At 40.2% G+C, this 10493-nt stretch carries 5 protein-coding genes; 2 read left to right on the forward strand and 3 right to left on the reverse strand.

All coding sequences use genetic code 11. From position 1 onward, the window contains the following. Positions 1–51 precede the first annotated feature (51 nt). The 3 genes from ABMA79_RS03650 to ABMA79_RS03660 form a co-directional block, all read right to left on the reverse strand. On the reverse strand, positions 52–5061 hold the full coding sequence (locus ABMA79_RS03650) for a hypothetical protein (RefSeq protein WP_393090377.1): 5010 nt from the start codon (positions 5059–5061) through the stop codon (positions 52–54). 191 nt (positions 5062–5252) lie between these two features. Then, positions 5253–7433: a hypothetical protein gene (locus ABMA79_RS03655; RefSeq protein ID WP_393090380.1), complete on the reverse strand. Its 2181-nt coding sequence runs from the start codon at positions 7431–7433 to the stop codon at positions 5253–5255. A 97-nt stretch (positions 7434–7530) separates the two neighbouring features. Continuing rightward, a complete protein-coding gene (locus ABMA79_RS03660; protein ID WP_392856233.1) occupies positions 7531–8616 on the reverse strand; it encodes a tRNA dihydrouridine synthase in 1086 nt (361 codons plus the stop codon). Between the two features lie 64 nt (positions 8617–8680). Between ABMA79_RS03660 and ABMA79_RS03665 the strand changes: the two genes are divergently transcribed. After that, positions 8681–9349, forward strand: coding sequence for an HAD family hydrolase (locus tag ABMA79_RS03665; protein ID WP_393090383.1), 669 nt, complete (start codon positions 8681–8683; stop codon positions 9347–9349). An 11-nt stretch (positions 9350–9360) separates the two neighbouring features. Next, on the forward strand, positions 9361–10493 hold a 1133-nt coding region (ffh, locus tag ABMA79_RS03670; protein ID WP_393090386.1), incomplete at its 3' end, for a signal recognition particle protein.

The raw sequence follows: 10493 nt of genomic DNA on the forward strand, positions 1-10493 counted from the left end.
TTAGTTAGGTGTGAAGATTGTGCTGTCTAAGAAATGAACAGTGTCTGAATCTTATTCACAGTAGAAGTGGTGATTCCAACGGAAACCTTTAATGAAGCTTGAGTAATTCGCATCATCAGCTGTTAAGTCATCCATTGAATCGACAATTGAGTTATAGCCTTGTAGCTGTGTATCTTCTGTAAAATAACCAGCAGCAGGCTGTGGATAGTAATTATCAAAGGCGCTACCTGTTCTCACTTTCCCAAGCTGACAGAAACGGTTACCGATTTGATTTAGCTTTGATTTAACTTGATCAGCATTGGCACCCTCAACAAGTGGAAACCCTGTTCTTAAGTCATAATGCTTTTCTGGATCAAGTGACATATCCGCACTCTCTGTAACGATACCCTCTGATGAGATAAACAGGTTTAGATATGTGTTGATATTTGTCCCACTAGGGAGACGACACTCATATGTATTATCTTCGTTTAAGACACCAAAACCTGAACAACACATAGAACCTGGGTCTGTGACATTTGTTCCAAGCTTTGAACAACACTTAAAATCGTTTGCCGCAAAGATTTGTGGTAGGGCAATCGTTGATCCATCAGTCTTGTAATAGACTTGGTTATCAATATCATCAGCAGTTCCAATATTAGGATCAGTTGCTGGAATTCGATCAGGATCTGTAAAGAACGGATCACTTACTTCATTATAGATACCTTCAACAAGTCGTCCTTCATTTGAAGTATGTGCTAATGGGTTTGCCTTTTCATCATTACAACGAATGGCCTCATACGTTACTTGAGGTACACCAAGAAGTTCATATCTTTCAAAGATACTCTCGTAGTACTTTTGACCACCAGGAATAGTTCCAAAGGCACTAGCTGGGAAGTCATATCTAAAAGAAACCCAACCAATTTGCATCGGTGTCGGCGCAGAAAGTAAGTCATTATTAATTCTAAAGAACATATATCTTAGATTATTCTCAGTTACTGTACAGTAGGCTGGCTGACCAATTGATGCAAGAGCAAGTTCTGCACCTGCAACCGATGGGCAGATAACTTCTGTCATGGCCGCTTCATCGTGAGTTGATAGATCTGAAAAGTCTGTCGCATCAGGATCTGTAATATAGTTTAGGATAACATCATTTATTGTTGCACCATTAACGTAGTCAGGAATATAGATGGCAAGAGTTTGTTGCTCAAGATCATCAGCTCCAAGTGCCGGGGCAATAGGGTTATTGAAACCAGCTGGCTTCACAACGACTGGTGAGTAAGGTGCATTGAATGTATCATTAAAACCTGTGTTCTGATAAAGTCCAAATGCGATTTTCGTATTAAATAGCGTTCCTGACTCATCAGCAGGGTAGAAGCTAATACGCCCATCAATAGGTGAAGATGTATTGATATTTTCAGGAGTTGCACTAGAGCTTGGATCAATATTTGCTTGAATACTTCCAATAGGATCACCTGGTCTAAGCCATACAAACGGCTGTCCAACTTCACCATTATAAGTACGGTATCCACCAATTGAGCTCATGAAAGAGTACTCCATTAGCCAATTATTACGATAGAGTGGTTGAAGCTCTTCACGCCAAGACTTCATCGAGTAGTTAAGACATGCTAACTTTGTCGGTGAAAGGTTTAAGCGTCCACCAGCAGTCCAGTTATTTGTTCCATCTTCAAATTTTCTAATGAAACCACCACCACAACAATTTGATTGTCCTGTTTCGTTGATGATTAGGGCCTGACCAGTATCTGGTAGAGCTCCTGGTTCAATCTTCATTTCAATTGAACTAGTGTTATAAGTCTCTGAAGCAATATAGCGTGAATAGCGTCCTGTTGCATCTGGAGAGTCATTAGATGTTGTTCTTGTGTTTAATGCCTCGTTTTGTGAGTCATAACCAGGGAATGACGTATTTGTCTCAACCTGTGTGTACATTGTGAAGTCTTTTGAGATTTCACGACAACAACGGTTTTGTCCCATGTCGTAGTTATAATAACTACCAGCAAGAATTGTATTAAGTAGAGGCTCTTGTTGGCTTTGACCACATACTAGCTCTTCTTCCCAAAATTTCTGTTCTGCTATTGTGTCACCAAAGCTAGAAGGAGAGAGCCCTCTGGCAACATCTGCATGAAGGCGGTTAGGTCCGCAGTCTAAATTTGTATGGCAAACAGCTCCTGCTCTTCTAATACAGGCATTTGCTGCAAGTGTTTCTGTTTGTAGTTGAAGGATATCTTGGACAAGTCCTGCTTCAATTGATTTGAAAGAAGAGGACTCGTCAGTGTCAACTGAAGCAGCTGAACACATATTTTGTAAAACAGAAGGTACATTGATTGAAGCATCTTCAACTGTTACATAATTTCCATCAGTATCAAATACTGGACATGAACGTGTACGATTTACTCCTGTTGCATCTTCATTACAAGAAGCGATTTGAGAGATATAGTCGGTACGATTCTTATTATCCTCAGACTCGTGACGGCTTTCAAAGCCATTTGTTGTATCAGTTGATCGTCCTGGAACACAAAGTCCAACATCACCTGGGCCAAATGTTCCAGATGCTGCGTAAATCGATAGGTTAGCAGCAATGGCCTGTTGAATATTTGTCGGTAACTCTTCCCCGCGGTTACTATAAGTAATTGGTCGACCTAAAATGCTGGCCGCTTGTCCATAGAGAATTGCTGTTGGCTCATTAGGTGAGCGAATAAGTTCTTTTGAAAAGCTTGCTGAATCGAGCGCCGCACAGTAAAAATTTGGCGCACAAGTTAGAAGCTTTGTATGAGTTGATTTCTTTACATTCGTTGTTGGACTTAGTTTGCAAAGAGAACCAGCTCCACGGTAAACACATCTCTTATTTTGCCCACTACTAATATTTGTATTTAGGATAGAAGAGAGTGAAACACCTTCTCTTGAATAGTTATTTCTTTCAAAGGCATCAATATCAAATTTAGGCCAATTTGTTTTAACGTCCGTTACTTGGGCACAGGCATATTCCCAACCAAGCTTGGCAACACAGTCACTATCAACATTACAGGCATGCATATACTGGCAACTAGCACCGTAGCCTTGTCCTGCTGCTGATGGGTCTTTTGAAAAGTCCCAATCGTAATCTGCTGCTGTTTGTCCACCAAGGTCTTCGACCACTGATACTGTGTAATTTGTATTCTGAGCAAGGTCTGCAAATGGAGCATTGATTGCTAGAAAAAGCTTTTGAGTTGTTGAGCGAACACGTCTTCCTGCTCCAACTGAGAACCACGAAACTCCATCAAATGAGCCAATAAGTGCTCCTTGATTAAAACCATACCAATCTCTTTGATAACCATTAACAAACATGGCCGCTTGAGTTTCAAGACGATTTCTTCTTTGAACACCGGCATCTGCATAACTAATATGTGAACTAGGTAGCATCGTTGGAGGAACCCAACATGCACGTCCAAAAATAGTATCTTCATAGTTTCCGTATGTTGTATTACTTCCAATTTGTGCACGGTCAGTTGTATAGCCACGCCAAGTTAGACCGTAACCCTTACTTGTCTCAGGCTGTGAGCTAAATACTTTTTGCCAAGCATCTTGCTGACAGTATGGACAAGGAGTCGCGTAGCCACTTGTAACTGAAACGATATAAACCTTATCAACTTCAACATCAAGGGCCTTGGCCGGTTGAGCTTGTTGAAGATCAAGTGTCATCTGACCAATAACTGCATTCATATTATATGAAGTTTCTAAAGGCCCTGCCTTATTGGCATCATCTAGGTAGTAGAATGTATCTCCCTCTTGATTTGTTCCTTCTGGAATCTCAGTTAGGTCATCATAAGGAGTTCCCGCAAGAGAGAAGAAGCGGTGAGGGGCACTCTTTCCTGAAACTAGAACTGATAAATTTTGAAAAGGCTTATCTTCATTTTCTAGAACTGGAATATCACATTGAATATTTAAAATATTTCCGTTGGCATTCTTTTCTGCCTTTAGTCCGTAATCAATACAACGAGAGTCAAGCTGTAGTTCACCACCGATATAAGTTGGCTCAAATGAACATCCACATTTCTGCCATACTTTTACACGAACGCTATCGAGATCTGGATCACAACTATCGAGTTGTCCAAGTAGACACTTATAGTCTTCAATGTCTTTTAATAACTGCTGGTTGGCATCGTCGATTGGGTCACCATCAGAACCGTCATCATCATCTTCATCTGGGTCGATATTAATCGGACATACATAGAATAGTTCAGGATAATTTTTGAAGCTATTAGCATCTTCTAGAATCTCAGCTAGAGCAGTTTTGTACTGGGAGCTATTTTGATCCGTTTCTGGACGAACTTCACCATCAATAACACATTGGCCATTCAGACAACAATTATAACCTTGTTGCTGACATGAAGTATTCGTACAACTACCACCTGGTGTTGTAGAAGATCCATTAACATTCGTTGTGATCGATAGGCCCGAAAGATTCACAGATGTACTTGAAACTGGTGCTTGTTTTAAGATACCAGAAACTGACTCATGAAGTGTCAGAGTTATCGTTGTAAAACTTGTTGAACATTCTGGACAGATCGTCGCAAGGCTATAGGCCGCTTCATTTGCATCAACTAAAACAGATGAGCCTGTCGAAGTATAGCTTACGATATTGTTTCCACCACAAAAAGCAGCGTTGTCAGCAGCATTGGCAATATTAACTCTTAAACTTGTCTCTTGCGACTTGCTCGACTTAATAGGAGTGGCCACAAGTCTTACCTGAGGCTTCTTATCGACTCCCGTTGAGCTTGCTGTATTAATTGATCCAATTAGACAGAAAACTGAGTTCTTCTTATCTTGTGAAACAATGTAGTTATTAACAATTCCACCAACAAGATAGATACTTCCCGTATCTTCAGAGTTAAGGGTTAGGGCACCATCAACATATTGGCCTTTGGCATACCATGAAGGGTCTGTAGGATTTTCGACAATATAATCTGAAGACTCTTGTTCCGAGTCGTTTGAATCTAGATTAGAGCGGCGGTTATTGGCCGCTTCCATACAAGATGTAAGGAGCATCAGTGTGCTTATGAATGTGAGTAAACTTATTTTAAATTTCATTGGTTTACATTTTCCTACCCATTCACTTTTCGTGAAATTCGAAGCCTTTCTTTATATTAACCTGTTGATATTAAAGAAAAGGTAAGAAATACCTAGTTCGCTCTAAGTTATTGATATGACGAGGTTTGAAACCCTCTTGTTTAGAGGTGAAACTAATTTAGACGACAAGAATTTGTGCGATTTAGGGCCAGTTAGAAGCTGTAGCCATAATTGGCATAGAAATCATATGAGCTATAGAACGGGTTGTTGCTACCACTAAACATTCTCTGTCTAGAGAGGTCGAGCTTATTCATATACCAATCATAGTATTGTTGTTGGTAGGCGAGTTGTTGCTGTTGCACGCGACCTGTGTAGATATAGCCTGGAATTTGGGCCCTAAGCTGTTGTGTTGAAATCATCGGACCGATGAAGGCATAAGAATTTTGAGCAGCATACATGGCAACTTGAGGCCAGAAGCTCTTTCTATGCTTTCTTTTCACCATTCTTTCAGAGACTGGATCCCAGTCAAAATACTCGTTACTTTCAAGTTGAACACTACTATGAGCAAATGAGTTCTTCTTTAGGTTACAAGTTCGAACGTGTAGGGCACGACAGGCGTAATCGAATTCATCGCCACGATTGTCTTCGTCGTTACCATTAGCTCCATTCTCAACCACAGCACCATTACAGCGTTTATTCTTCTTCTTGTGGCAGTAATCTTGTAGGTATCGATCTGTCATACGATAATCATTTGGCTCTTGCTCACCGTAGAAGTAGCGAGAGTAGTCCTCTGTGATTAACTTGTCATCCATTCCATCACTTAATTTTGTGAGAATTGAAATACCTTCATTACCAGTTTCGAGCGTTGGCATACAAGAGATATTAGCTTCTTTAAAGCCACTACAGTTTAGCTTATATGTTTTTAAGTTTAAGGCTTTTAGAACTTCTAAATCCTTCATTGGCCTTGTTGTGAAAATCGTCGCTATCTGTTTTTCAACGTTGCCTAGGGCCTCTTCACGTTCTTTGATTTTTTGATTTAAAGCTTCGTCATTCAACTCACTTTCAACACAACCATAGAGAATATCTGTTGTTGAAGCTCCTGGTGTTCCAGGACAAAGCTCTGCAAGGTTATCCGCTAAGATTTGACCAAAGTTGTGATTACTCTTACTTGTTTTATTTAAGGCCTCGACCTTGTCACTAGCATCTTTTAAGAAAGAGTGAATGTCATTTTTTAGGTCATCTCTTCTCTTTTTATCTGCCTGCTTTTCTTCTTCACTCGGGTATAGAGAGATACTTTCAAGTGTATTGTAATTTCCAATTGCCGCCCTAGAGTCGTTAATAGCATTCTTGATTTTTTCAAGGTCACCACTTGCATCACACTCTTTGATTTTAATACGACAACTTTTAAGGCCAGTTAGTGCTGTTGATAGATCACTAAATGACTGATCAGAGATTCCACTATCTAAGTAGAATGAAGCGTATGAACCTTGTTGAGTATTGAAAATATTAGGGTCATCATTATGGTCAAAAGTTTCTTCGTACAGCTTTAAAATAGTATTCTCATAGTAGTGCTTAAGCTGATCATTATGAGAGAGGAGATTTAAGCTATTTCCTGATGTGTTGATTTTTATTGAAGGTGTTCCTTCTTTTGTCGTTGTTAAGGCAATGTTTACAGTATCGTCCTTAAGAGCTTCTAGGTGAGCCTCTAGGAAATCATTTGCATCATTTTCAGTTGCGCTTCCGGCGTAAATCTTTTGCAGGATAACACCATAATTATTAATCGTATCCTTGGCCATATCTTCATAGCCTTGGTCCATTTCGAAGTTATTTGTAAAATCATTAAAGACCTCACATTCTTTTTGTACACTAGCGTCCTTTCCTCGACACGCAGACTTAACATAAGAGAAGAGATCTTTTCCGTTTCCGTCCTTTAAGTGATTAAAGAGTTTTACAAAAGCATTCTCTTCTTTGTTATTCTCAGCAATACTTGCGGCCTGCTTCTTTGCTAGTGCTGACACTGTCGAATGAATGACAGCATATTTTGTGACTGCCTGAGTATGAGTTTCAAGCTCTTTTAAGGCCTCGGCCGTATTTGTATCAAATAACTTTGCGACATCTAGAACTTCTGCTTCTTTTTTAAAGCTTAGGTATTCATTGCGAATTTTCTTTAGTGCTCTTAGGGCAACGACTTGGGCCATTTGAGCGTCGCGAATTTTTTTGAGTTCGATAAGAGTAGGAGAGTCCGCCTTATCGTCTTTCTTCATTTGGTCTTGTTTTGCGTGAATGGCAGAGATTTCAGTTTCAAGGTCTGTACACATATCTGAAGCCGTCGCATTGAAGGCTAACGTACTAATGAGTACTGTATTGAAAATGTTTTTGAAAAGTCTCTTCATCTCTAAAATTAAGTATAAAGTAATTTACACTATCTCCACTTACGCCTCTTCGACATTTCAAGTGGAAAACTTTAGTATGAGAAGTGATTTCGGAGTCTTAGCCGTGTCCTCCGGCCATAAAGGCCTGAGTTAGATCTAATTTCTTATGATCATTTTTTATGGCATCGAAATATTCACGTGTTACCTTCATCGTTTCTTCGATATCAGGTGTTTGGAACATTACATTTCTAAAGTGAGTTACATTTGGGAAGCCTGCGGCCATCCAAACGATATTCTTTCTAAGGGTGATAAGAACTGTTCTTTCGCGATCAGTGTACTCTTCCATATAATCACGAAATCTCTCGATGACTTCAAGGTAGTCACTTGGAGTGAAGCTGATATCATCATCTTCATTTAAGAAGCTTTCTAGGAATATAAATGGATTTCTAAGAGGTCCACGTCCTAACATCAGTGCCTGGCAACGAGTTGCCATGAGGCGCTGCTTTGTCAGAGGCGCAGAGTGAAGGTCTCCGTTACCAATAATTGGCAGGGGAGAAGTCTCGGCAATACTCTCAAGTAGATCCCAATTAGCAGAGCCTTTATAGGCTTGAGTTCTTGTTCTACCGTGAATAGCAACGAATTCAACACCCTCTTCTTTGGCAATATGAATAACCTCTTGGGCATTAATTGAATTCTCGTCCCAACCAGTTCTAATTTTAATTGTAAGAGGAACTTCAATAGCGTTCTTCATTTGATTAAAGAATTTCCCAAGCTTTGATGTATCTTTTAGAAGAGCGGAACCACCACCCTTTGTTACAACTTTACGAACTGGGCAACCCATATTGATGTCGATAAACTTTGGTTCTCTTTCCTCGGCCACTTTTGCGGCTTCGGCCATCGCTGAGCCATCTTCACCAAAAAGTTGAAGTCCAATATTCTTTTCACGTGGGTGAATCTCAAGCATCTTCACCGTCTTTTCATTCTTGTAATTGATTCCGTGACAACTTACGAGCTCACTTACTGTCCCACCGCATCCTAGCTCTTCCATCAATAAACGATATGGAGCGGTACAAATACTACTCATCGGTGCTAATAAAAGTGGTGAATCAAATGAAATATTACCAAGTTTGACCTTTGGGCGACGTGCCATTAGAGTGTCAATCTTAGCTTGAAGAGATGGTGAAAAAGTGCGATTATTGGCCATGCGTTTATTTAGCAAGTAGCTAGAATTAGGTCAACATATTTCAATAATTTGGAAATAATTACTAATGTTTTTTGAGAATCCAAGAGGATATATTGTTTTTGATTGTGACGGAACTTTAGTTTCATCTAAAGAAGCCGTTATTTGTGCCGTGGCCGAGATGATGACGATTATTTTAAATCGTGAGGTATCGATTGATGAGGCCCGTTCAAAATATGGACCAGACCTTGTTTATACGGCAAATCAATTTGGCCTTGATCCAGTCAACTCTGAGCTACAGAGAAACAAGCTTATGACGACTTGGAAAGAAGTGACGGCAAAGCAGAGCAATAACTACAAGCTCTTTGACGGGATGAAGAAGCTAATCTTAGATCTTCTCGATCACGAATTCCAACTCTATGTTTGGACGGCACGTGATCGCAGGTCAACTCTTAGAATCTTAGATGACCAAAATGTACTCCAGCATTTCTTGGAACTTCGCTGTCTTGATGATACGACTCCTAAGCCACATCCTCAGGGGCTAAGTGAGATGCTTGAAGATATGCCAAAGAACAAGATTATGATGATTGGTGATAGCTACACGGATACGCAAGGTGCAAGAGGCTTTGGTGTCGAATCAATTGGCGCTCTTTGGGAGAGTGGAATCACGAAAGATGGCTTTGGCGATCATAGTGCTGACTACTGGGCCACGCACCCAAGTGAATGTTTAGAAATAATTTTGAATAAAATAAAATAAGGACGACAAGAATGTTTGATAATTTAAGTGATAAGTTTTCAGAAGCGTTTAAGAATATCTCGGGTAAGGGAAAGATTACTGAAAGCAATATTGAAGATACTCTAAAACTTGTAAAGACTGCGCTCCTAGAAGCTGATGTTAACTTTAAGGTTGTAAAGAATTTCATCAACAACGTTAAAGAAGAAGCTCTTGGTGAAAAGGTTATCAAAGGTGTTAACCCTGAAGAGCAATTCATTAAGATCGTTCACGATGAACTTGCAAAAACGATGGGGGATAAGAATACTGAGCTTAACTATGTTGAGGGCGGTATCACTCCAATTCTTGTTGTTGGTCTAAACGGTCAAGGTAAGACAACTTTCTCTGGTAAGCTTTCACTTTTCCTAACAAAGAAAGAAAAGAAGAACGTTCTTCTTGTTCCTGCCGATACTTTCAGACCTGCTGCCAAGGACCAGCTAATCACTCTTGCTAAGTCAATGAATATGGACTGGTTCGATTCAGACCTTGGAAAGCACCCTAAAGATATCGCTGCAGATGCCATGGCCTACGCAAAAGAGCATGGTAAAGAAGTTGTTATCATCGATACGGCCGGACGTCTTCACGTTGATGAAGAGCTAATGGGACAAATCAAAGAAGTTCGCCAAAGCCTAGAGGGACTTAATCCTGAAGTTCTAATGGTTGCGGATGCAATGACTGGTCAAGAGGCCGTAAACGTAGCTAAGAGCTTTCACGAGGCGGTAGGACTTACTGGTGTTGTTCTTTCAAAAATGGACTCTGATGCTCGTGGTGGTGCCGCACTATCAATCAAGCACGTAACAGGTGTTCCAATCAAGTTCATCTCAACTGGTGAGAAGATGAAAGATCTTGAACTCTTTCACCCAGATCGTCTTGCTGGGCGAATCCTTGATATGGGAGACGTTCTAACTCTAGTTGAAAAAGCAGAAGCTGCAATTGATAAGGATGATGCTGAAGGCATGATGAAGCGTTTAGAGAAAGGAAAATTCTCTGTTAACGACTTCATGAAGCAAATGGATATGATGAAGAACTTAGGTTCGATGGCATCAATCATGAAAATGATCCCTGGTATGGGTGGTATGCTTAAGCAAGTAGGTGACTTAACACCTGCTGAAAATGAAATGAAAAGAAT

It is taken from the genome of Halobacteriovorax sp. HFRX-2_2 (genome assembly GCF_043196705.1).
In the GTDB taxonomy this organism is placed as follows: domain Bacteria; phylum Bdellovibrionota; class Bacteriovoracia; order Bacteriovoracales; family Bacteriovoracaceae; genus Halobacteriovorax_A.